Below are 20,886 nucleotides of genomic sequence, written 5' to 3' on the forward strand. Positions count from 1 at the left end.
AGCCGGTTATCGCCGGCACAACCCGCGCAGGCTTAGGATGACGGGCACGGCCAGGCCCAGCCAGGCCAGGGCATCCCACGCACCGTCACCCAGCAAGGCGGCGAACAGGCCGGCGGCACCGAGCAGGCCGATGGCGGCTGGCCAGGTGAAAATGCGCAGGGTCTGTTGCGACGTGTGGCTCATGCCCGGGCCTCCCGGGGTTTGCGCTGTTTGCCCCACCACAGGTAGAGGCCGCTGCCGAGCACGATGATGGTCAACCCATCGAGCACTGCCCAGAGGATCTGCATCGGCCGCCCACCGTAGTCGCCGAAGTGCAGTGGCTGCGACAGCCCCATGGCGTCCATGTACCAGGGGCGTTCGCCCACGGCGGTCACCTGCAGGGTGCGCGCATCGATCAGCACGGGCGTGAGCAGGTGCGAGGTAAGGTGGGTGGCGCCTTTCATGAACACGGCGTAGTGGTGCTCGCTGGAGAACCGCGTGCCGGGGAAGGCGATGAAGTCTGGGCGCATACCGGGCGCGGCCTGCTTGGCGATGTCCAGCAGTCGGCTGGCCGGGGCGCGCTCGGTGAGTGGCGGGGCGTCACGGTAGGGCGCGACCATGGTGGCCAGGCTGTCGTTGCGCCAGGCGGCGATGACCAGGTCGGACAGGGCGCTGATGACCCCGGTTACACCGACGGTCAGCGCCCAGGCCAGGGTCACCACCCCGATCAGATTGTGCAGGTCCAGCCAGCGCAGGCGCCGGGACTTGTCGTGGCGTACCGTGGCGAACTGCAGGCGGCGCATGAAGGGTGCGTAGAGCACGGTGCCGGAGACGATCGCCACCACGAACAGTACACCCATGAACGCCAGCAGCAGCTTGCCGGGCAGCCCGGCGAACAGGTCGACGTGCAGGCGCAGCATGATCATCATGAAACCGCCGTTGGCGGCCGGCATGGCGACGGCCTCGCCGGTGCGGGCATCGAGCATGAAGGTGTGTGACGAGTTGGGGTCGGTACCCGCCGTGGCAGCGGTGATGGCCACCACGCCGTTGCTCTCGTCCTCGTCATAGCCAACGTACTGCATTACCTCGCCGGGACGATGCTGCTCGGCCTTGAGCACCAGCTGTTGCAGGTCCAGGTGGGGGGTGCCTGCAGGCATTTCGCGCAGCGCGGGGGCGTCGCCGAGCAGGTGTTCGATTTCGTGGTGGAAGATCAGCGGCAGGCCGGTGATGGCCAGTAGCAGCATGAACAGGGTGCAGACCAGGCTGCTCCAGGTGTGAACCACGGACCAGCGGCGGATGGTTTGGCTTTTCATCACGGTACCAAAGTTTCTCATGGGGGCCGCTTGGCGGCCCCTGGGTACTCAGAACTTGTAGCTGGCGCTTGCTACGACGCTGCGCTCGTCACCGTAGTAGCAGTAATAACTGTCACAGGTGGAGATGTAGTCCTTGTTGAACACGTTGGTCGCGTTGACCGCTACCGACGCACCCTTGAGGCTGTTGCTCAGGCGCCCTAGGTCGTAGTGCACGGAGGCATCGAACACGGTGTACGCATCAGCCTTGCCCAGCCAGGTGTTGCCTTGATCACCATAGGTATTGCCGGTGTAACGCGCGCCGGCGCCGATGCCGAAGCCGTCGAGCACGCCGGTGTGCCAGGTGTAGTCTGCCCACAACGAGGCTTGCTGGTTGGGCATCAACTGCAGGCGGTTGCCTTTGTAAAGGCCGTCCTGCACTTCGGACTTGGCCAGGGTGTAGGCAGCTGTCATCTTCAGGTTTTCGGTGACGTCGGAAACGGCTTCCAACTCCAGGCCATGAACTTTCACTTCGCCAGTCTGGCTAGTGACGGTCACACCGCCCTCGTTGTTGGTGACCGAGACGTTCTTCTGAGTCAGGTCATATACGGCTGCCGACAACAAGGTGTTGGAGCCCGGTGGCTGGTATTTGATGCCCAGCTCCCACTGCTTGCCTTCTGTCGGTTTGAAAGACTCCGTGGCGGATGCGGACGCATTGCTTGCCGGCTGGAACGACTCGGCATACGAAAGGTAAGGCACCAAGCCCGAGTCGAAGACGTAGCTGATGGCCGCGTTGCTGCTGAATTTCTTGTCTCTCTGGGTGTTGGTGGCATCGCCCTGGTTCAGGAATCTGGTGCTGGTATGCACCCAGTCTTCACGACCGCCCAGCGTCAGGCGCCAGTTGCCCAATGCCATCTGGTCCTGAAAATACAAGCCGGTCTGGCGGGTTTTCTGGTTGTAGTCATAGAACGCCGTTGAGCGATCCGGGCGTGTGATCGGTAGCCCGTAGACCGGGTTGATGACGTTGCTGTCCGGCACGTTGAAGCCAAAGATCGACAGGTAGTTCGTGTTGACGCGTTGGTGGTCCAGGCCGATCAGCAGGGTGTGGCTGATGCCCCCCGTGGTGAAGTCAGCCTGGAAGTTGTTATCCACTGCGAATTGGCTGATGTCTTCATCGGTATTGGTAGACATACGGCTGACGGTACCGTCGTCTTGCACTGGAGGTGTGGTTTCGTTGTAGCTGCCAGGGGTGATGGTCTGAAAGGACAGATCAGTCTTTGTGTAGCGAAGGTTCTGGCGGAACTGCCACACATCATTGATTCGGTGTTCGAAGGCATACCCCAGCGCGTAGTAGGTACGGTCGTAGAACTCGTAGTCCGGATCCCCCAGGTTCTTGTGGTGGGAGATCTTGCCGAATGGCATGTCGATCTTGGTGCCCTGGATGGGGCGGAACTGGCTGGTAGCGCCTGTATCGTCGCGGGTGAACTGGGTCAGCAGGGTCAGTGACGTGTCGTCATCGATGTTCCAGGTCAGGCTTGGGGCAATGTTGTAGCGCTTGTCGTCTATGTGGTCGATCTGCGTTCCGCCATCGCGGATAACGCCACTGATGCCATACAGGAACTGGCCTTGGTCATCGATTTTACCGGTACTGGCGAAGTTGATCTGTCGGTGGTTATCGCTGCCGTATTGCACTTCAATTTCGTTGGCGCTTTCGGCCTGGGGGCGGCGGCTGACCATGTCCAGCAGGCCGCCGGGTGGGGTCTGCCCATAGAGTGAGGACGCCGGGCCACGCAGCAATGCGAGGCGGTCCAGGTTCCAGGTTTCGGCTTTAGGGTTAGCGTAGACGCCGCGTGGCAGCGGCAGGCCGTCAAGGAACTGAGTCGGTTCGAAGCCCCTTACGCGCATCCAGTCATAGCGTGTGTCGCTGCCGAAACTGGCCGATACGATGCCTGGCATGTAGCGCACCGCATCATCCAGACTGTGGACGCCGCGGTCGCTCATCTGCTGACGGGTGGCGACGGAAATCGAACGTGGAATTTCGACCAGCGCGGTATCGGTCTTGGTGCCCGCGGCGCTGCGTTTGGCCAGGTAGCCGTCAACCGGCCCCCAAGCGCTTTCGTACGAGGCATTGGCATTGATCGCAGTCTCGGGCAACGCCAGGGTGCCATCAGGGACTGCCACCAGGCTGTAGCTGCCGACGGTGCTCTGCTGCAACTGCAAGCCGGTGCCGAGCAGGGCTGCCTGCAGGGCGCCGAGGCCGTCGTATTGGCCGTTGACCGGCGCCGAGTTGCGGCCGCTGACCAGTGCCGGGTCGATGGCCAGGGCAATGCCCGACTGGCTGGCGATCTGGTTCAGGGTGGTGGCCAGCGGGGCGCTGGGCAGGTCGTAGGCGCGCTGTGCGGACTGCTCGGCGGCGAACAGGGCAGGGCTGGCCAACGGTGCAGCCAGGGCGATGGACAAGGCCATCAGGCTGGGGCGCAGGATACGATCAACGGCACGGGACATGCAGCGGTTCCTCGACGGATAAGTGCTAATTGCTTCCTTGCCGAGCGAGATTTCAGAAGTGACAGGGGCCTCTGAAAAAAAATCGAAATGGTTTGTATTTGTACGCAGCCAGCTCAGCCTCATCAACGGCAAGCCGGCCCTCACGGGGCGGCATTGCGCTGATCAACAGTGAAGGAACGCAGCACCGGGCGTCCCGGCGACGAGGGCGTTGAGGCCCTACTTGGGCACCACGTTGATCCACCACTGGGTATGCCGCTCGATCTTCACCGGCAACGCGGGGGCCAGTGAAGCCAGGGCCAGGTCGGTATCGGTCAGCGGGAAGCTCCCCGTCACGCGCAGGTCGGCCACTTCATCGGCTACGCCCAGGTGGCCGCTGCGGTATTGGCCCAGCTGCGCCACCAGGTCGGCAAGACGCACGTTGTCCACCACCAGCATGCCGCGGGTCCAGGCATCCGCACCGGTTTGCACGGGGGCGATACGGCCCAAGCCATTGGCGTTCATGAGCACCTGCTGACCCTCACGCAGGACCTGCTCGTCACCACTGTTGAGCGGCTGGGCTGCAACCGAGGACTGCAGCACTTCCAGGCGGGTACCGTGGTTTTCGCGCCGCACCAGGAAGCGAGTGCCCAGGGGGCGCAGGCGGCCATCGTCGGTGCGCACCAGCAACGGGCGAGGGTCCTGGTGGCCGGTCTCCACCGAGATTTCCCCCTGGTGCAGCACCAGTACACGCTGGTCCCCTTCGTAGTCGATGTCGACTGCCGTGTGAGTGTTCAGGCTCAGCAGCGTGCCGTCTTCCAGACGCAGGGTCCGCAGTTCGCCGGTGGCGGTGCGCTGATCGGCCAGCCAGTAGCTTGCCGATAGCGATGGCGCGCCGACCCAGGCCAACAGTGAGCCGAGCAGGAACATGCCAGCCAGCCCGCCGCCCACCTTCGCCACCCGCCGGCGCAACCCTGCGCGCGATTGCTGCAGGGCCTGGCGCGCGGGGCCGGCTGCGGCGCTGACCCGCTGATCGAGGGTGCCCAGCTGGCGCCAGGCGCGAGCGTGTTCCTCGCTGGCGGCATGCCAGCGCATGAACTCGCTGCGCTCGTCGAGCGTACCGGTGCCGCCGTCCAGGCTCAGTTTCCAGGCGATGGCCGCTTCAAGGACCCCGGCAGAAACCGGTGAGTTGTTCACGTCGGCTCCCCATACAGCGCTACATAGCACTGGCGCATGCCTTGGGCGATGTACTGGCGTACCCGCGATACCGATACACCCAGGCGCTCGGCGATTTCGGCGTGGCCCATGCCATCCAGGCGATTGTGCAGGAACGCTGTGCGTGCCTTGCTCGACAGCTTGCCGAGCAGGCGGTCGATGGCCTTGAGGTCTTCGAGGATCAGGTGTTGCAGTTCAGGGGAGGGCTGTTCGGCTTCTGGCAGGCGGGCGAGCTCGGCCAGGTAGGCCTGCTCCAGGGCGGCGCGGCGAAAATGGTCGAACATCAGCCCTTTGGCTACTGCGGCCAGGAATGCGCGCGGCTCACGGGGGGTGTCCAGGTGTTCGCGCCCGAGCAGGCGCACGAAGGTGTCCTGGCTCAGGTCTTCGGCACGCTGGCGGCAGGCCATGCTGCGTTGCAGCCAGGCGAGCAGCCAGCTGCGGTGGTCGCGGTACAGCGTACCGACCAGTTCGGCGTGTGGGCTCTGAGCAGAAGACAAGCAGTGTCCCCCCCGGAACGAATGCGTTAACTAACGATAATTATTCGCGATTGTTGCAGAGGCGGGGGGCAGGCCGCAATGGACGCTTATCGGGTTGCCACTATCAGGGGGGCTGCGCCCGATCTCACAGGGCAGCGCCTTCAACCCACAGGTTTCTAAAGCCCGTGCCCCTGTACATTGCGCCGGCGCCACCCGCGCAAGCGCTGCTCCAGCTGCAGTGGGCTGTCCAACTGCTGGCGACGCGCCTGGCTGAACAGGATCAACGCCAGTTCAGCAGTGACTTGGGCATCGGCGCTGGCGTGGTGGCGCTCATCCACCTGCAGCCCGAAGCGTGCCACCCAGTCATCCAGCCCTGCTTCGCGCAGTACCGTGTCCGGGTTGAGCATGGGCGCCAGTTCAGCGACATCCAGGAACGGCTGCTGCAGGCGATGGCCAAGGGTTTCTTTCAACGCCCGAGCCAGCATGCGTTGGTCGAAAGGTGCATGAAACGCCAGCACCGGGCTGTCACCCATGAACTCGAGCAGTTCGAGCAACGCCTTGGCTGGGTCGCTGCCAGCAGCCAGGGCGCTCGGGCCCAAGCCATGGATGAGTACACTGGCGTTGGTTTTCTGGGCCGGGCGGTGCAGGGTGCGCTCGAACTGCTGGGAAAAGTCGATGGCGCCGTCTTCGATGGCTACGGCACCGATCGACAAGACCTGATCGCGGTTGGGGTTCAGGCCGCTGGTCTCAAGGTCCAGCACCACCCAGCGCTGCTCACGCAGCGAGCACACGCCCAGCGGTGCGGGTTTTGGCAGGCGCGCCAGGCGTTGATGCAGCGCATCGTCCAGGGCCGGGGCGGCAGGCCGTAGCCAGGCGAACAGGCTCATAGCTGGTACCGCAGGGCCAGGCTGCTTTGCAGGCGCTGCGCCTGGCGCAGGGACTCACGCAGGATGCGCCGGTCCAGATGGTTGAGGCTGTCCGGATCGAGGCGGTTGGAATAAGGCTGATTGTCGCGGGTCTGGCGCTGGTGCTGCTGCATGCGCGTTTGCTGGATGAAATGGTAGGCCTCTTCGTAGGCCGCGCCGTCGAGCGCCTGGATAACGCCTTTGTCGACCAACTGGCGCAGGCGCTCCAGGGTGTTGCAGGCGCCGATGCCGTTGGCCAGGGCCAGCAGCCGCGCACCATCGACGAAGGGGGTCAGGCCCTGGACCTTGAGGTCCAGGGTAGCGGCCTTGTCGTTGCCTTGGCGGGTCAGGACGAATTCGCGCAGGCGGCCTACCGGAGGCCGCTGACGCAGGGCGTTGTCGGCCATCATGCGCTGGAAGATGCGGTTTTCGGCAACTTGTTCAAGCACGCTTTGGCGCAGCTGTTCGCAACCCTGTTCGTCGCCCCAGACCACACGCAGGTCGAAATAGATGCTCGAGCCGAGCAGGTTCTCTGGGCTGGCTTCACGGATGAAGCCAGCGAAACGCCGTGCCCATTCAGCGCGCGACAGGCACAGCTCGGGGTTGCCCGCCATGACGTTCCCCTTGCACAGGGTGAAGCCACATTGGGCCAGGCATTGGTTGATGTAGTGGGCCAGCGGCAGCAGGCGGGCGCGAATGGCTTCGGCTTCGTGGCTATCGGCCGCCTCGAACAGGATGCCGTTGTCCTGGTCGGTATGCAGGGTCTGCTCACGGCGCCCTTCGCTGCCAAAGCACAGCCAGCTGAATGGCACCCCAGGGTCGCCACGTTCGGCCAGCGCCAGTTCGGTGACCCGGCAGACCGTGTGGTCGTTGAGCAGGGTGATGATCTGGGTGATCTGGGTCGAGGAGGCGCCGTGGGCAAGCATGCGCTCGACCAGCTGGCCGATCTCCCCACGCAGCGCTACCAGCGAGTCCAGGCGCGGTGCATGGCGGATGGTGCGGGCCAGGTGCACGAGGTCGACCCGTTGCAGGGAGAACAGGTCGCGCTCCGAGACCACGCCGCACAGGCGCTGGTTGTCCACCAGGCAAACATGGGCGATGTGCCGCTCGGTCATGGCCATGGCCGCGTCGAAGGCACTGGCCCGCGGGCTGAGGTAGAACGGTTTGGCGGTCATGTGCCGCTCGATGGCGCTACCGAGGTCGGCATCGACAGTGGCCACCACCTGGCGCAGGTCACGCAGGGTGAAAATGCCCACCGGGTAACGCTGCGCATCCACCACCACGATGCTGCCGACCTGCTGCTCGTGCATCGACCGCACGGCGTCGCGCAGCGGCGTGTTCGGGGTGCAGACCACCGGGTGACGCATGGCCAGTTCACCCAGCGGGGTGTTCAGCGAGTATTGGGTGCCGAGCGTTTCCACCGCTTGCTGACGTACCTGTTGATTGACTTGGTCTAGCAAGCTACTGACGCCGCGCAGCGCAAAATCCCGAAACACATCCGACAGGGAGAACACACGGATGAAGGCGGCTTTGTTCAATTGCAGGCAGAACGTATCCTCGCCTGCCAGGTGCTCGGTGCGGGTAGCGCGTTCGCCAAGCAGGGCGGCCAGCGGGAAGCACTCCCCGCTGGTGATCTCGAAGGTGGTTTCCACGCCGGGCTTGACCAGGTGCTGGCGCTCACCGACCACGCGGCCCTGCTTGACGATGTAGAAGTGCTCCACCGGGCCGTCGGTGGGTTTGATGATGCTTTCCCCGCTGGCGTAGAAACGCAACTGGCACTGTTCCACCAGGAACGCCAGGTGGCTGTGTTCCATTTGGTTGAACGGCGGGAAACGCTGCAAAAACTGCAGGGTGCCCTGAATGTTTTGCAGAACTGCGGTTCTGCCCGCCTGGCTGTAGGCGTCGTTTTTGCTCATGACACTGACCGTATCGCTACGCCGAACTATATATATCTATATATAGGTGCGGCCTTGTTGTTCTCGGCCCCCATGGTCGGCTGACGGCCGTGCGGTGCCCATTGGACGTAAGTCTATGAGCGTAATGTGATCAATATCGCAAGCTGCGGTCTTACCGATGAGCAAGACTATTTGATGAGACGACCATGGTTGAGCATGACGACATCCTGAGTGACGCCGAGCGCGAGGCATTGGCCGGTCTGAGTGCGCCCGTCGCATCCAGGCCGGTGGTATTGGTGGTTGATGACAACCCGGTGAACAGCGAGGCTTTGTGCCTTTACCTCAAGAGCAGAGGGATCGACTGCATGAAGGCCGATGGTGCCCAGGAGGCGATGTTCAAACTGCATTACGAACCGCGTATCGCCCTGATGATCACCGACCTGCGCATGGAGCCCAAGGATGGCCTGGAGCTGATTCGGCAGATTCGTGAGTCGGAACGCGCGGCGTTGTCGATCATCGTGGTGTCAGGCGACACCGATGTGAAGGAGGCGGTGGATGTGATGCACCTGGGGGTGGTGGACTTTCTGCTCAAACCGGTGGATCTGGGGAAATTGCTGGGGTTGGTGAAGAAAGAGTTGCAGCTAGGGTAGCTCAGGTGGCTGTTCTGGCCGTTCGCCGGCAGGCCGGCACTCACAGGGTTTTCACAACCTTTGGGGTCAGTGGTGTGCCTGTGAGCGCCGGCTTGCCTGCGATCGGGCCGCCGAGCGGCCCGTTGCAGGTTACAGCCCGTTACGCGCCTTGAACTCGCGGCGGCGGCGGTGCAGGACCGGCTCGGTATAACCGTTTGGCTGCTTGGCACCCTCCACCACCAGTTCCACTGCAGCCTGGAATGCAATGTTGTCGTCGAAGTTCGGCGCCATCGGGCGGTACAGGGCATCACCGGCGTTCTGCTTGTCGACAACGGCTGCCATGCGTTTGAGGCTTTCCAGCACCTGCTCCTGGGTAACCACGCCATGGCGCAGCCAGTTGGCCAGCAACTGGGCCGAGATACGCAGGGTAGCGCGGTCTTCCATCAGGCCCACATCGTTGATGTCGGGCACTTTGGAGCAACCCACGCCCTGGTCGATCCAGCGAACCACGTAGCCGAGGATACCCTGGGCGTTGTTGTCCAGCTCGTTACGGATCTCTTCGGCCGACCAGTTGGTGTCAGCTGCCAGCGGGATGGTCAGGATGTCGTCGACCGAAGCCGGGGTGCGGCTAGCCAGCTCGCGCTGACGCGCCTGTACATCGACTTTGTGGTAGTGCAGCGCGTGCAGGGTGGCGGCGGTCGGTGACGGAACCCAGGCGGTGTTGGCGCCGGCCAGCGGGTGAGCGATCTTCTGCTCGAGCATGGCAGCCATCAGGTCCGGCATGGCCCACATGCCTTTGCCGATCTGCGCACGGCCTTGCAGGCCGGTGGCAAGGCCAACGTCTACGTTGTTGTTCTCGTAGGCGCCGATCCACTTTTCATTCTTCATGGCGCCTTTGCGCACCACGGCGCCGGCCTCCATGGAGGTGTGGATTTCGTCACCGGTACGGTCGAGGAAGCCGGTGTTGATGAACACCACACGCTCGGCTGCCGACTTGATGCAGGCCTTGAGGTTGACCGTGGTACGGCGCTCTTCGTCCATGATGCCGACCTTGACGGTGTTGCGCGGCATGCCCAGCAGGTCTTCGACGCGGCTGAAGATCTCGGCGGCGAACGCCACTTCTTCAGGGCCGTGCATTTTCGGTTTGACGATGTAGACGCTACCGGTACGGGTGTTCTTGCGGCTGGTGTTGCCGTTGAGGTTGTGCAGGGCGATCAGGTTGGTGAAAAGACCATCCTGGATGCCTTCGGGAATCTCGTTGCCTTGGGCATCGAGAATTGCCGGGTTGGTCATCAAATGACCCACGTTACGCACGAACAGCAGTGAGCGACCGTGGAGGGTCACGGTGCCGCCATTGGGCGCTGTGTACTCGCGGTCGGGGTTCATGGTGCGGGTGAAGGTCTTGCCGCCTTTGCTGACGCTCTCGGCCAGGTCGCCTTTCATCAGGCCCAGCCAGTTGCGGTAGACGATGACCTTGTCGTCGGCATCGACGGCAGCGACCGAGTCTTCACAGTCCATGATGGTGGTCAGCGCCGATTCCATCAGGATGTCTTTCACACCGGCGGCATCAGTGCTGCCGACCGGGGTGCTGGCATCGACCTGGATTTCCAGGTGCAGGCCATTGTGCTTGAGCAGCACGGCGGTTGGCGCGGCGGCATCGCCATGGAAACCGATCAGCTGGGCGTCGTCACGCAGCCCGCTGTTGCTGCCGCCCTTGAGGGCAACGACCAGCTTGCCGCCTTCGATGCGGTAAGCGGTGGAGTCGACGTGCGAGCCAGCAGCCAGCGGCGCGGCTTCGTCGAGGAAGGCGCGGGCGAAGGCGATGACCTTGTTGCCGCGGACCTTGTTATAGCCCTGGCCTTTTTCTGCGCCACCTTCATCGCTGATGACATCGGTGCCGTACAGTGCGTCGTACAGCGAGCCCCAGCGGGCGTTGGCGGCATTCAGGGCAAAGCGGGCGTTCATCACCGGCACGACTAACTGTGGGCCTGCCATGTGGGCAATTTCTTCGTCCACGTTCTGGGTGGTGGCTTGGAAATCGTCGGCTTGTGGCAGCAGATAGCCGATTTCCTGAAGGAAGCTTTTATAGGCGACGGCGTCGTGTGCCTGGCCTTTGCGTGCCTGGTGCCAGGCGTCGATCTTGGCTTGCAGCTCGTCGCGCTTGGCGAGCAGGGCTTTGTTCTTTGGGGCGAGGTCGTTGATGATCTTTTCTGCCCCGGCCCAGAACGCATCGGCCTTGACGCCGGTTCCAGGGATCGCTTCGTTGTTGACGAAGTCGTACAGGGCCTTGGCGACCTGAAGGCCACCGACTTGAACGTATCCAGTCATTGCTTGCCTCACCTTTGCTCAGCTATTTCGCTTTCGCTCTTCTGTATTAAGCCTGTAGCGCTTCTCTAAACACGGCACCAGTACATGCTCTCACCACTCATGAGAGCGGCTGGGTGCGGCTCGCCAGGCGGGCTGGCGAGCGGTTGGCGTATTTTCACAGGCGCCTTGGCAGACATCGTAACGACGTTTTGTAGTCCGCGCCGACGCATACTACATGAAGCAGCGGGCCGGTGAACATCAGACTAAAAGCGTCGCTCCGCGACCGGCAGGTCGCAGAGGGTCACGCTGGGAGTGGCTATGTTCGCAAAAAACCGGTGGATTGTTCCAGATAAATCTTGAAACAGTACACGATTAGTTCGCCAGACCGTCCTGCGGCAGGTTGCCGCGCCTTGCCTATACTGAACCAATTCCCGCCGCTGCAGGCGGCACGACGCAGAGGAAGGCCTGTGGATCATCTTGTACTGACCGTGATTGCTCCTGACAAGGCCGGCCAGGTCGAACGGATTGCCCAGTGCATAGCCGACCACAACGGTAACTGGCTGGAGAGCCGTATGTCGCGTATGGCCGGGCAATTCGCGGGCATTCTGCGGGTCGCCGTGCCGGCAGAGAGCTACGATGAGCTGGTGAAATCGCTTCAGGCCCTGGGGCAATACGATATCCGTGTGCTGATCGCAGAAAGCGGCATCGAGCCTTCCTGTACCTGGAAGCCGATCGCGATGGAGTTGGTGGGTAATGATCGCCCTGGCATCGTACGGGATATCACCCGTTTGCTGGCTGAGCAAGGGGTGAACCTTGAGCGTTTCACCACCGAAGTACGCCCGGCGCCGATGAGCAGCGAGCCGTTGTTCCATGCCGATGCCTTGCTGGCGCTGCCATTGACCTTGTCGCTGGACGACCTGCAGCACAAGCTGGAGAGCCTGGCGGATGACTTGATGGTGGAGTTGAAATTGCGGCCGCAAGAGTGAGCCCAAGCGCTAGCGGGTTATCCCGATTAATCGGGGAATGCCCTGTGGATAACCTGGGGGCGCTCCGCGCTAACCCAGAGACGGCAGGCCCTCCCGCTGTTTGTTCAAAAAACAGCCACTAATCAATAGCTTGTGCACAAACCACGGGGACGAGGGTGTGGATAACCTCTGGAGATGTTCTGCCAGGCCACGGACGGCGTGGCCTGCAGAGTTTTGATCATTTTTTGATCAGGCGCGCTTGCGCAGATTCAGCCAGGCATCGACGCTGTACAGCGCCAGGCCAGCCCAGATACACAGGAAAGCCATCAGGCTGCTGGGAGACAGGTGCTCGTCAAATAGTAGTACCGCTTGCAGCAGCACCAGGGTTGGCGCCAGATACTGCAGGAAGCCCAGGGTGGTGTAGGGCAAGTGCCGCGCAGCGGCGTTGAAGCACACCAGCGGTATCAGGGTTACCGGCCCGGCGGCGATCAGCCATAGCGCCTCGCTGCTGGTATAGAAACTGCCTTGTGCACTCATCGCCGCAGGGTGCAGCAGCAACCAGCCTAGCGCCAGGGGCACCAGCATCCAGGTTTCCACCACCAGGCCGGGCAGCGCCGCCACCGGTGCCTGTTTGCGGATCAGGCCATAGAAGCCGAAGGTCAATGCCAGTACCAGGGACACCCACGGCAGGCTACCGACTTGCCACACCTGTTGCGCCACACCTACTGCGGCCATGGCCACTGCCAGCCATTGCAGGCGGCGCAGGCGCTCACCCAGCAAAAGCATGCCCAGCAGCACGTTCACCAGCGGGTTGATGTAGTAGCCCAGGCTGGCCTCGAGCATGCGCCCGTTATTGACCGACCACACGTAGGTCAGCCAGTTGCCGGCAATCAGGGCGCCACTGAGGGCAAGGATGGCCAGGCGGCGTGGGTTGTCGCGCAACTCGCGCCACCACCCTGGGTGCTTCCACACCAACAGCAGCAGCGAGCCGAACAGGGCGGACCAGAGCACCCGATGGACGATGATCTCAACCGCCGGGACGCTTTGTATGGCTTTGAAATAGAGGGGGAACAAGCCCCAGATGATGTAGGCCGAGAGGCCAAGAATGTACCCGCGTCGCGGGTTTGCGGCGTGCATGCAGAATCCTTGCTTAGGTAGCTAAATACAGCGACGCCTATTGTAGACAGACCTTTGCAGGCATTTAGAACAATTTCAGTGGTTGCTCATCGAGCGCCGCCGTTTGCTCGCGCAGGGCCAGGATCTGATCGCCCCAGTAACGCGGCTGGCCAAACCAGGGGAAGCTGCGCGGGAATGCCGGGTCGTCCCAGCGCCGTGCCAGCCAGGCGCTATGGTGCAGCTGGCGCAAGGCACGCAGGGGTTCGATCAGGGGGAGCTCGCGCGGGTCGAAATCGTGAAACTCGTTGTAGCCGTCGATCAGCTCTGCCAGTTGGCCCAGGCGTTCTTCACGGCTGCCGGCCAACATCATCCACAGGTCTTGCACGGCCGGGCCCATCCTGCAGTCATCGAGGTCGACGACGTGGTAAACGTCGTCGCGGTGCATCAGGTTGCCGGGGTGCAAGTCGCCGTGCAGGCGCATCACCTTGTGCTCCGTGCGTGCGTAGATGTCTTCGACCCGTTTGAGCAGCTCGCGCGCTACAGACTCGAAGGCGGGCAGCAATTCCCGGGGTACGAAGTCGCCCTCCAGCAGGGTTCGCAGGGACGCGTGGCCGAAGTTGTCCACAGTCAAGGCCTCGCGATGCTCGAACGGGCGTGTGGCCGCCACCGCATGCAGGCGGCCGAGCAACTGGCCCAGGCGGTAGAGCTGGTCGAGGTTGCCTGGCTCCGGTGCGTGGCCGCCGCGGCGGGGGAACAGCGTGAAGCGAAAGCCCTGGTGCTCGAACAGGGTCTGTTCATTGTGTTGCAGCGGGGCGACCACCGGCACTTCGCACTCGGCGAGTTCGGCGGTGAAGCGGTGTTCTTCAAGAATCGCTTCATTGCTCCACCGGCCGGGTCGATAGAACTTGGCGATCAGTGGTTGCTCGCCTTCGATACCCACTTGGTAGACGCGGTTCTCGTAGCTGTTCAGGGCCAGTACCCGGGCGTCGCTGAGAAAGCCGAGGCTCTCCACGGCGTCCAGTACCAGGTCGGGGGTGAGGGTCGCGAAGGGGTGAGACATGGTGGCTCCGGGGTGGGCTGCAGGGGCTCATGGTATCAGTGACGGCCCTCTGGCGGGTGGCGCGAGCAACCTACACCGGTACCCCCAGCAATACGTGGGACGGATGGAACTGCACCCGGACCTGGCTACCGGGTGCCAGTGCCGCTCGTGCCAGCCAGTGGGCCTCGGCAAACGCACAGAGTGTCTGCCCATTACCCAACGCCAGCCTCACTTCACGGGTGTCATGCCCATCCGCGATCACCTGTTCCACCGTTGCCTTGAGCACATTGCTGCCCGCTTCGGCTTCGTCTGCGGCGCTCAACAGCTGCACCCACCCGGCCTTGAGCAGCGCCACCACCCTGGTGCCGAGCGCCAGCTCCAGGCGTGACGTGCTGTCATGGGTGATCAGTGCCTCGATTTCCAACCCGCCACCCAGCGCCAGGCTCACGCGGTCGTGCCGCCCTTCGCGGCGCAAGCCGCTGACCTGGCCTTGCAGCTGGTTGCGGGCACTGGTGCGCAACATCAGGCGCCCAAGCAGGTCAAGGTCGCTGGACTCTTCGGCCGCTTCGAGAATCTGCGCCTGCAAGGCCTGCAAACGCTGGTACAGGCGCAGTACCCGCTCGCCTTCGCCGGACAGGCGTGCGCCACCGCCGCCGCGCCCGCCGGTGCTGCGCTCGACCAACGGCTGGCTGGCCAGGTTGTTGAGTTCGTCTATGGCGTCCCATGCGGCTTTGTAGCTGATGCCTGCGGCCTTGGCGGCGCGGGTGATCGAACCTTGCTCAGCGATATGCTGAAGCAACGCGATGCGCTGTGGGCGGCGAGCGATATGCTGGGTGAGGAGAGCGGGCAGGGTCATGATGGCGCCTATCTGGGACTGACCGGTCAAGCTTGCCCCGGTTTTGCCGTGCGTGCCAGGCAATACACATCGACCCGACGTGCGCCGGCGCCGCGTAACAGGGTTGCGATGCTGTGCGCCGTGGCACCGGTGGTCAGCACGTCATCGACCACGGCCACATGCAGGCCGTGCAATGCGCCTTGATCAACCACCGCAAAGGCCTGTTGCAGATTGCGCCGCCTGGCCTTGGCATTCAGGCTTTGCTGCGCCGGTGTTTCGCGGGTGCGCTGCAGCCATCGCTCGTTGCAGTCGATTGCCAGGGCCTTGGACAACCACCTTGCCAGCATGCCTGCCTGGTTGAAGCCACGCTCGCGCTGTCGACGCTTTGCCAGTGGCACAGGCAACAGCAGCGATGGCTTGGCCAGGCCATCGGTAAAGCGGTGGCGCAAATCCAGGCTGAGCATTTCGGCCATCAAGCGCCCAAATGGCCACTGGCGATTGTGTTTGAAGCGGCTGATCAGTGTGTCCACGGGAAAGCTGTAATACCACGGCGCTACCACTTGTTCGAAGGCAGGTGGACGGCGGCTGCACTGCGCGCAGGTCAGGCCGGCCATTGGCAGCGGTAGCGCACACTGCATGCAGTACTCATTCAGCCACGGCAGTTCTTCCTCGCACGCCATGCAGATGGGGTGGCGCTGCTGGGCAGAAGCGCCGCACAGCAAACAGTGGTGATCAATATTCGTACACTTGTAAACCAGTGCTTTTAACCAAGGTTGACAGTTCATAGGCCTTCCATGACTATGCGAGCTATCCGTGATGCGCTGGCGGGCATTCCTGTCCCGGCGCCAGCTACAGCCTAAACAAGGAAACGCCGATGAGCGCCAGCACAACTGCAACAACACGTCACGACTGGTCCCTGGCCGAGGTGAAGGCCCTGTTCCAGCAACCGTTCAACGACCTGCTGTTCCAGGCGCAAACTGTGCATCGGGCGCATTTCGACCCCAACCGCGTGCAGGTTTCCACGCTGCTGTCGATCAAGACCGGCGCCTGCCCGGAAGATTGCAAATACTGTCCACAGTCGGGCCACTACAACACCGGGCTGGAAAAACAGAAGCTGATGGAGGTGCAGAAGGTGCTCGAAGAAGCGGCACGGGCCAAGGCCATCGGCTCGACCCGCTTCTGCATGGGCGCCGCCTGGAAGCACCCCTCGGCCAAGGACATGCCCTACGTGCTGGAAATGGTCAAAGGGGTCAAGGCCATGGGGCTGGAAACCTGCATGACCCTCGGCAAGCTCGATCAGGACCAGACCCAGGCGCTGGCCCAGGCCGGCCTGGATTACTACAACCACAACCTCGATACCTCGCCGGAGTTCTACGGCAGCATCATCACCACCCGCACTTACAGCGAGCGTCTGCAGACCTTGGCCTACGTACGCGATGCCGGGATGAAGATCTGCTCCGGTGGCATCCTCGGCATGGGCGAGTCGCTCGACGATCGTGCAGGCCTGCTGATCCAGTTGGCCAACCTGCCCGAGCATCCCGAGTCGGTGCCGATCAACATGCTGGTCAAAGTGGCCGGTACCCCGTTGGCCGAGGAGGAAGATGTCGATCCGTTCGACTTCATTCGTATGCTGGCGGTGGCGCGGTTGCTGATGCCCAAGTCGCATGTGCGCCTGTCCGCCGGCCGCGAACAGATGAACGAGCAGATGCAGGCCCTGGCCTTCATGGCCGGCGCCAATTCGATCTTCTACGGCGAGAAGCTGCTGACCACCGCTAACCCGCAGGCCGACAAGGACATGCAGCTGTTCGCCCGCCTGGGTATCAAGCCTGAAGCGCGTGAAGAGCATGCCGACGAAGTGCACCAGGCCGCCATCGAGCAGGCGCTGGTCGAGCAACGCAGCAGCGAGCTGTTCTATAACGCCGCGTCTGCCTGAGATGGCCTTCGATCTTGCCGCGCGTCTTGCCGAACGGCGCGCAGCAGACCTGTATCGGCAGCGGCCGCTGTTACAAAGCCCGCAAGGGCCGAACGTCGTGGTCGACGGCCAGCCGTTGCTGGCTTTCTGCAGCAATGACTACCTGGGCCTGGCCAACCACCCTGAGGTGATTGCCGCTTGGCAGGCCGGCGCCGAGCGTTGGGGCGTCGGTGGCGGGGCCTCGCACTTGGTTGTCGGCCACAGCACGCCGCACCATCAGGTCGAAGAGGCGCTGGCCGAATTGACCGGTCGCCCGCGAGCCTTGCTGTTTTCCACAGGCTACATGGCCAACCTCGGGGCCATCACCGCGCTGGTGGGGCAGGGCGATACAGTGCTGCAGGACCGCCTCAATCATGCCTCGCTGCTCGATGGCGGCTTGCTCAGTGGTGCCCGCTTCAACCGTTACCTGCACAACGACGCCGTCAGCCTGGCCAACCGCCTGGGCAAGGCCTGCGGCAATACCCTGGTGGTCACCGACGGTGTATTCAGCATGGATGGTGATCTGGCCGACCTGCCTGCGCTGGCCGAAGTGGCGCGTGCGCGCGGGGCCTGGTTGATGGTCGACGACGCCCATGGCCTGGGTACCTTGGGTGCCCAGGGCGGCGGTATCGTCGAACACTTCGGCCTGGGCATCGAAGACGTGCCGGTGCTGATCGGTACGCTGGGCAAGGCGTGTGGTACAGCGGGCGCCTTCGTTGCGGGCAGCGATGATTTGATCGAGGCACTGGTGCAGTTCGCACGGCCTTACATCTACACCACCAGCCAGCCGCCGGCACTTGCTTGCGCCACGCTCAAGAGCCTGGAGCTGGTGCGCCGCGAGACCTGGCGCCGCGAGCACCTGGCCGGGTTGATCCGTCAGTTCCGCGAGGGCGCGGCGCAGATCGGGCTGCAGCTGATGGACAGCCCGACCCCGATCCAGCCGCTGCTGATCGGCGACAGCGCACAGGCACTGCGCCTGTCACAGATGCTGCGCGAGCGTGGCCTGCTGGTCACCGCCATCCGCCCGCCTACTGTTCCTGCTGGCAGTGCACGGCTGCGGGTAACCTTGAGCGCTGCGCACAGTGAGGCGCAGGTACAGCTATTGTTGAATGCATTGGCCGATTGTTATCCACAGCTGGAGGCCGCCGATGCGTAACCGACTGATCCTTCTACCCGGCTGGGGCCTGGGGACTGCGGCGCTTGAGCCGCTGGCCGCCAGCCTGCGTGCGCAGGACGCGCGCCTGCAGGTTGAGCTGGCGCCCCTGCCGGAGCTGGCCGACCCCGATGTACAGGCGTGGGTCGATTACCTTGACCGCAAACTGCCCAGTGATGCCTGGCTGGGCGGCTGGTCGCTGGGCGGCATGCTTGCCAGTGAGCTGGCGCGCAAGCGTGGCGATCACTGTTGCGGGCTGCTGACCTTGGCCAGTAACCCCTGCTTCGTGGAACAGGCGGATTGGCCGCATGGTATGGCCCATGACACCTTCGAGACCTTCCTCGACGGTTGCCGCAGCCACACCGGCGTAACCCTCAAACGTTTCAAGAGCCTGTGCAGTGAAGGTGCCATGCAGCCGCGCACATTGCTGCGTCAGCTGGGCGTGGGCGTGCCAGAGACGGACCCGCTGTACCTGAGCACCGGGCTTGAGGTGCTGGCAAAGCTGGATACCCGCGAAGCGCTGCAGGCATACGCCGGCCCGCAACTGCACCTGTTCGCCGGCAGTGACGCGTTGGTCCCCCCCGAGGCGGCCAAAGCGCTGAGCGAGTTGTTGCCCGACGTTGAAGTCGGCCTGGTTGAAGAGAGTTCCCACGCTTTCCTGTTGGAGTATCCGCAGGAATTGGCGGCGGGTATCAAGAGTTTCCTGCATGAGAGTGGCGATGACTGACCTTTCCCGTCCAACCCTGCCCGGCGCGCTGCCGGACAAGCGCCAGGTAGCGGCCTCGTTCTCCCGTGCGGCAGCCAGCTACGACAGCGTGGCGGCCTTGCAGCGCGCGGTGGGCGTGGCCCTGCTGGAGCAGCTGCCGAGCACACTGACGCCATCGCGCTGGCTCGACCTGGGCAGCGGCACGGGGCATTTCAGCCGGGTGCTGGCCGAGCGGTTCACCCTGGCGACGGGCGTGGCCGTGGATATCGCCGAAGGCATGCTGCGCCATGCCCAAGGCGAGCAGGGCGGGGCCCGCTACCATGTGGCAGGCGACGCCGAGCGCTTGCCGCTGCGTGATCACAGCGTCGATCTGGTCTTCTCCAGCCTGGCAGTGCAGTGGTGCGCGCAGTTCTCCAGTGTGCTGGAAGAAGCCCGGCGGGTATTGCGCCCGGGCGGTGTGCTGGCCTTCAGCAGCCTGTGTGTCGGCACCCTCGATGAATTGCGCGCCAGTTGGCAGGCTGTGGATGGCATGGTGCATGTCAACCGCTTCCGCCGGTTCGAGGACTATCAGCGACTGTGTGCGGCAAGTGGCCTTGAGCCGCTTGGCCTGCATCAGCAGGCGCATGTGCTGCACTACCCGCATGTGCGCGGGCTGACCCATGAGCTCAAGGCACTTGGCGCCCACAACATCAATCCCGGGCGGCCGTCGGGCTTGACTGGCCGTGCCCGCATGCAGGGGCTGCTGCAGGCGTATGAAGCATTCCGCCAGCCGCAAGGGCTGCCCGCCACCTATCAAGTGGTCTATGGTGTGTTGCGCAAGCCAACGGCGTGAGAGGAGCGAAATGAGCCAGGCCTATTTCATTGCGGGTACCGATACCGACGTCGGCAAGACCACCATCGCCGCCGGGCTGTTGCATGCCGCTCGGCTGCAGGGCCTGAGCACGCTGGGTGCAAAGCCGGTAGCGTCCGGCTGCACAGCTACCGCGAAGGGGCTGCGCAACGCTGATGCTCAGGCATTGATCGATGAGAGCACACTGAAACTGCCTTATGAGGCCATCAACCCTTTTGCCTTTGAACCTGCCATCGCGCCGCATGTGGCGGCGCGTGAAGCGGGTGTGACGCTGGAGGTGCCGGCCCTGCTCAAGGCCATGCGCCACGTGCTGGATCAGGGCGCGGATTTCACCCTGGTCGAAGGTGCGGGTGGCTGGCGCGTGCCGTTATCTGGTCATGCCAACCTGTCCGACCTGGCGATTGCCCTCAAGTTGCCGGTGATTCTGGTGGTCGGGGTGCGTCTTGGCTGCATCAACCACGCCTTGCTCAGCGCCGAGGCGATCGCCAGGGACGGGCTGCAACTGGCCGGCTGGGTCGCCAATATCATCGAACCACGCACATCGCGCCTGGAGGAGAACCTCGCCAGCCTGGCCGAGCGCTTGCCGGCGCCTTGCCTGGGGCGGGTGCCCAAGCTCAAGCAAGCGGCTGCCGATGCGGTCGCGGAGCATCTGCAACTGGACTTGCTGGACTGAAGCACCATGCCTCACGTCTATCAGATAGCACGGGGCCATTAGCGATTTAAACGGGCCTTTATGGCCCAGGCCTGCTTTAATCAGGCCTGTCCACATCCAGCGTCATTGGAGTTTTGACATGGAAATCACCGGTAGCTCCGCCTATTACGCGGGCCTCAGCGCCATCCAGAGCGGGCAGAACCGCGTCGATCAGGCGGCCAGCCAGATCGCCAGCAACACTGTCGAACGCGCCGCCACCAGCCAGTCCAGCGATTTTCAGGCCGAGCGCCTGCGTGCGGTCGACCGCAGCCAGCAGATGGACCTTGCCACCAGCACAGTGCAGCTCGCCCTGGGCAAGACCGAGGTGGAACTGGGCGTGAAAGTCGCCAAGGCTTCCGACGAAATGCTCGGTCGGTTCATCGATACCTACGCCTGAGGGCGAC

Annotated in this window: 20 protein-coding genes; 8 read left to right on the forward strand and 12 right to left on the reverse strand. The window is 63.4% G+C overall.

Annotation, left to right across the window (positions count from 1 at the left end; translation table 11 throughout):
• Positions 1-6 precede the first annotated feature (6 nt).
• The 7 genes from JNA92_RS16100 to JNA92_RS16130 form a co-directional block, all read right to left on the reverse strand.
• Positions 7-183 carry a hypothetical protein gene (locus tag JNA92_RS16100; protein ID WP_241805661.1) on the reverse strand — a complete coding sequence of 59 codons (177 nt, stop codon included), beginning with the start codon at positions 181-183 and terminating at the stop codon, positions 7-9.
• Positions 180-1,292: a PepSY-associated TM helix domain-containing protein gene (locus JNA92_RS16105; protein ID WP_241805662.1), complete on the reverse strand. Its 1,113-nt coding sequence runs from the start codon at positions 1,290-1,292 to the stop codon at positions 180-182. Before JNA92_RS16105 ends, JNA92_RS16100 begins: the two co-directional genes overlap by 4 nt.
• A 48-nt stretch (positions 1,293-1,340) precedes the next feature.
• Positions 1,341-3,773: a TonB-dependent siderophore receptor gene (locus JNA92_RS16110; RefSeq protein ID WP_241805663.1), complete on the reverse strand. Its 2,433-nt coding sequence runs from the start codon at positions 3,771-3,773 to the stop codon at positions 1,341-1,343.
• A 216-nt stretch (positions 3,774-3,989) separates the two neighbouring features.
• Positions 3,990-4,946, reverse strand: a complete 957-nt coding sequence (locus JNA92_RS16115) for a FecR domain-containing protein (RefSeq protein ID WP_241805664.1) — start codon at positions 4,944-4,946, stop codon at positions 3,990-3,992.
• Positions 4,943-5,461, reverse strand: coding sequence for an RNA polymerase sigma factor (locus JNA92_RS16120; RefSeq protein WP_241805665.1), 519 nt, complete (start codon positions 5,459-5,461; stop codon positions 4,943-4,945). Before JNA92_RS16120 ends, JNA92_RS16115 begins: the two co-directional genes overlap by 4 nt.
• A 155-nt stretch (positions 5,462-5,616) precedes the next feature.
• Positions 5,617-6,327: a 3'-5' exonuclease gene (locus JNA92_RS16125; RefSeq protein WP_241805666.1), complete on the reverse strand. Its 711-nt coding sequence runs from the start codon at positions 6,325-6,327 to the stop codon at positions 5,617-5,619.
• On the reverse strand, positions 6,324-8,261 hold the full coding sequence (locus JNA92_RS16130; protein WP_241805667.1) for a putative nucleotidyltransferase substrate binding domain-containing protein: 1,938 nt from the start codon (positions 8,259-8,261) through the stop codon (positions 6,324-6,326). Before JNA92_RS16130 ends, JNA92_RS16125 begins: the two co-directional genes overlap by 4 nt.
• Before the next feature lie 185 nt (positions 8,262-8,446).
• Between JNA92_RS16130 and JNA92_RS16135 the strand changes: the two genes are divergently transcribed.
• The gene (locus JNA92_RS16135; protein WP_241805668.1) at positions 8,447-8,890 is read left to right on the forward strand and encodes a response regulator; all 444 of its coding nucleotides are present in this window, start codon (positions 8,447-8,449) and stop codon (positions 8,888-8,890) included.
• Positions 8,891-9,019: 129 nt separating this feature from the next.
• On the opposite strand, the gene JNA92_RS16140 is transcribed toward JNA92_RS16135, so the two are convergent.
• Positions 9,020-11,197 (reverse strand): malate synthase G, encoded by a 2,178-nt coding sequence (locus JNA92_RS16140; RefSeq protein ID WP_241805669.1) that lies wholly within the window; start codon positions 11,195-11,197, stop codon positions 9,020-9,022.
• 446 nt (positions 11,198-11,643) lie between these two features.
• Here JNA92_RS16140 and JNA92_RS16145 point away from each other — a divergent pair, with 446 nt between their 5' ends.
• The gene (locus tag JNA92_RS16145) at positions 11,644-12,162 is read left to right on the forward strand and encodes a glycine cleavage system protein R (protein ID WP_241805670.1); all 519 of its coding nucleotides are present in this window, start codon (positions 11,644-11,646) and stop codon (positions 12,160-12,162) included.
• Between the two features lie 228 nt (positions 12,163-12,390).
• Here JNA92_RS16145 and rarD read toward each other — a convergent pair whose 3' ends face one another.
• The 4 genes from rarD to JNA92_RS16165 form a co-directional block, all read right to left on the reverse strand.
• A complete protein-coding gene (gene rarD, locus JNA92_RS16150) occupies positions 12,391-13,278 on the reverse strand; it encodes an EamA family transporter RarD (protein WP_241805671.1) in 888 nt (295 codons plus the stop codon).
• Positions 13,279-13,342: 64 nt separating this feature from the next.
• Positions 13,343-14,317, reverse strand: coding sequence for a serine/threonine protein kinase (locus JNA92_RS16155; protein WP_241805672.1), 975 nt, complete (start codon positions 14,315-14,317; stop codon positions 13,343-13,345).
• A gap of 70 nt (positions 14,318-14,387) precedes the next feature.
• A complete protein-coding gene (locus JNA92_RS16160) occupies positions 14,388-15,152 on the reverse strand; it encodes a TOBE domain-containing protein (protein WP_241805673.1) in 765 nt (254 codons plus the stop codon).
• A gap of 26 nt (positions 15,153-15,178) precedes the next feature.
• Positions 15,179-15,916: a ComF family protein gene (locus JNA92_RS16165; protein ID WP_241805674.1), complete on the reverse strand. Its 738-nt coding sequence runs from the start codon at positions 15,914-15,916 to the stop codon at positions 15,179-15,181.
• A gap of 89 nt (positions 15,917-16,005) precedes the next feature.
• On the opposite strand from JNA92_RS16165, the gene bioB reads away from it, so the two are divergent.
• From bioB to JNA92_RS16195, 6 genes are all read left to right on the forward strand, one after another.
• The gene (bioB, locus tag JNA92_RS16170; RefSeq protein WP_039602863.1) at positions 16,006-17,064 is read left to right on the forward strand and encodes a biotin synthase BioB; all 1,059 of its coding nucleotides are present in this window, start codon (positions 16,006-16,008) and stop codon (positions 17,062-17,064) included.
• A 1-nt stretch (position 17,065) separates the two neighbouring features.
• Positions 17,066-18,238: an 8-amino-7-oxononanoate synthase gene (gene bioF / locus JNA92_RS16175; protein ID WP_241805675.1), complete on the forward strand. Its 1,173-nt coding sequence runs from the start codon at positions 17,066-17,068 to the stop codon at positions 18,236-18,238.
• Positions 18,231-18,962: an alpha/beta fold hydrolase gene (locus tag JNA92_RS16180; RefSeq protein WP_241805676.1), complete on the forward strand. Its 732-nt coding sequence runs from the start codon at positions 18,231-18,233 to the stop codon at positions 18,960-18,962. Before bioF ends, JNA92_RS16180 begins: the two co-directional genes overlap by 8 nt.
• Complete coding sequence (gene bioC / locus JNA92_RS16185; RefSeq protein ID WP_241805677.1) at positions 18,955-19,773, forward strand: malonyl-ACP O-methyltransferase BioC; 819 nt, start codon at positions 18,955-18,957, stop codon at positions 19,771-19,773. Before JNA92_RS16180 ends, bioC begins: the two co-directional genes overlap by 8 nt.
• Positions 19,774-19,783: 10 nt before the next feature.
• Entirely contained in the window at positions 19,784-20,464 is a 681-nt protein-coding gene (gene bioD / locus JNA92_RS16190; protein WP_241805678.1) for a dethiobiotin synthase, read from the forward strand.
• A gap of 118 nt (positions 20,465-20,582) precedes the next feature.
• The gene (locus JNA92_RS16195) at positions 20,583-20,879 is read left to right on the forward strand and encodes a pyrroloquinoline quinone biosynthesis protein PqqE (RefSeq protein ID WP_241805679.1); all 297 of its coding nucleotides are present in this window, start codon (positions 20,583-20,585) and stop codon (positions 20,877-20,879) included.
• Positions 20,880-20,886 lie beyond the last annotated feature (7 nt).

The sequence above is a fragment of the Pseudomonas putida genome (assembly GCF_022627325.1).
Lineage (GTDB): Bacteria > Pseudomonadota > Gammaproteobacteria > Pseudomonadales > Pseudomonadaceae > Aquipseudomonas > Aquipseudomonas putida_X.

Coding starts and splice junctions, on each gene's coding strand:
- rarD (WP_241805671.1), bottom strand. CDS start 13,278: ATGCACGCCGCAAACCCGCGACGCGGGTACATTCTTGGCCTCTCGGCC.
- JNA92_RS16195 (WP_241805679.1), top strand. CDS start 20,583: ATGGAAATCACCGGTAGCTCCGCCTATTACGCGGGCCTCAGCGCCATC.
- JNA92_RS16125 (WP_241805666.1), bottom strand. CDS start 6,327: ATGAGCCTGTTCGCCTGGCTACGGCCTGCCGCCCCGGCCCTGGACGAT.
- bioC (WP_241805677.1), top strand. CDS start 18,955: ATGACTGACCTTTCCCGTCCAACCCTGCCCGGCGCGCTGCCGGACAAG.
- JNA92_RS16110 (WP_241805663.1), bottom strand. CDS start 3,773: ATGTCCCGTGCCGTTGATCGTATCCTGCGCCCCAGCCTGATGGCCTTG.
- bioD (WP_241805678.1), top strand. CDS start 19,784: ATGAGCCAGGCCTATTTCATTGCGGGTACCGATACCGACGTCGGCAAG.
- JNA92_RS16130 (WP_241805667.1), bottom strand. CDS start 8,261: ATGAGCAAAAACGACGCCTACAGCCAGGCGGGCAGAACCGCAGTTCTG.
- JNA92_RS16100 (WP_241805661.1), bottom strand. CDS start 183: ATGAGCCACACGTCGCAACAGACCCTGCGCATTTTCACCTGGCCAGCC.
- JNA92_RS16105 (WP_241805662.1), bottom strand. CDS start 1,292: ATGAAAAGCCAAACCATCCGCCGCTGGTCCGTGGTTCACACCTGGAGC.
- JNA92_RS16135 (WP_241805668.1), top strand. CDS start 8,447: ATGGTTGAGCATGACGACATCCTGAGTGACGCCGAGCGCGAGGCATTG.
- JNA92_RS16140 (WP_241805669.1), bottom strand. CDS start 11,197: ATGACTGGATACGTTCAAGTCGGTGGCCTTCAGGTCGCCAAGGCCCTG.
- bioF (WP_241805675.1), top strand. CDS start 17,066: ATGGCCTTCGATCTTGCCGCGCGTCTTGCCGAACGGCGCGCAGCAGAC.
- JNA92_RS16155 (WP_241805672.1), bottom strand. CDS start 14,317: ATGTCTCACCCCTTCGCGACCCTCACCCCCGACCTGGTACTGGACGCC.
- bioB (WP_039602863.1), top strand. CDS start 16,006: ATGAGCGCCAGCACAACTGCAACAACACGTCACGACTGGTCCCTGGCC.
- JNA92_RS16180 (WP_241805676.1), top strand. CDS start 18,231: ATGCGTAACCGACTGATCCTTCTACCCGGCTGGGGCCTGGGGACTGCG.
- JNA92_RS16160 (WP_241805673.1), bottom strand. CDS start 15,152: ATGACCCTGCCCGCTCTCCTCACCCAGCATATCGCTCGCCGCCCACAG.
- JNA92_RS16165 (WP_241805674.1), bottom strand. CDS start 15,916: ATGAACTGTCAACCTTGGTTAAAAGCACTGGTTTACAAGTGTACGAAT.